The organism is Duganella radicis (genome assembly GCF_009720825.1).
Taxonomy (GTDB): Bacteria; Pseudomonadota; Gammaproteobacteria; order Burkholderiales; family Burkholderiaceae_D; genus Rugamonas; species Rugamonas radicis.
The window spans coordinates 1-523 of the sequence record NZ_WNKY01000128.1; the positions used below are offsets into that span (position 1 = coordinate 1).

Here is a 523-nt window from a genome sequence, read left to right on the forward strand (position 1 = left end):
GAACAGGGCGATAGTCGCTGGGTGTAGACCCGAAACCAAGTGATCTACTCATGGCCAGGATGAAGGTGCGGTAACACGCACTGGAGGTCCGAACCCACTAATGTTGAAAAATTAGGGGATGAGCTGTGGGTAGGGGTGAAAGGCTAAACAAACTTGGAAATAGCTGGTTCTCTCCGAAAACTATTTAGGTAGTGCCTCAAGTATCACCACCGGGGGTAGAGCACTGTTATGGCTAGGGGGTCATCGCGACTTACCAAACCATTGCAAACTCCGAATACCGGTGAGTGCGAGCTTGGGAGACAGACGTCGGGTGCTAACGTCCGGCGTCAAGAGGGAAACAACCCAGACCGCCAGCTAAGGTCCCAAAGATTGGCTAAGTGGAAAACGAAGTGGGAAGGCTAAAACAGTCAGGATGTTGGCTTAGAAGCAGCCATCATTTAAAGAAAGCGTAATAGCTCACTGATCGAGTCGTCCTGCGCGGAAGATGTAACGGGGCTAAGCCAGTCACCGAAGCTGCGGATAT

At 51.4% G+C, this 523-nt stretch carries 1 rRNA gene; it reads left to right on the top strand.

The features are described 5' to 3' along the window. A 23S ribosomal RNA gene (locus GM676_RS31355) occupies nucleotides 1-523 on the top strand; the annotation flags it as partial.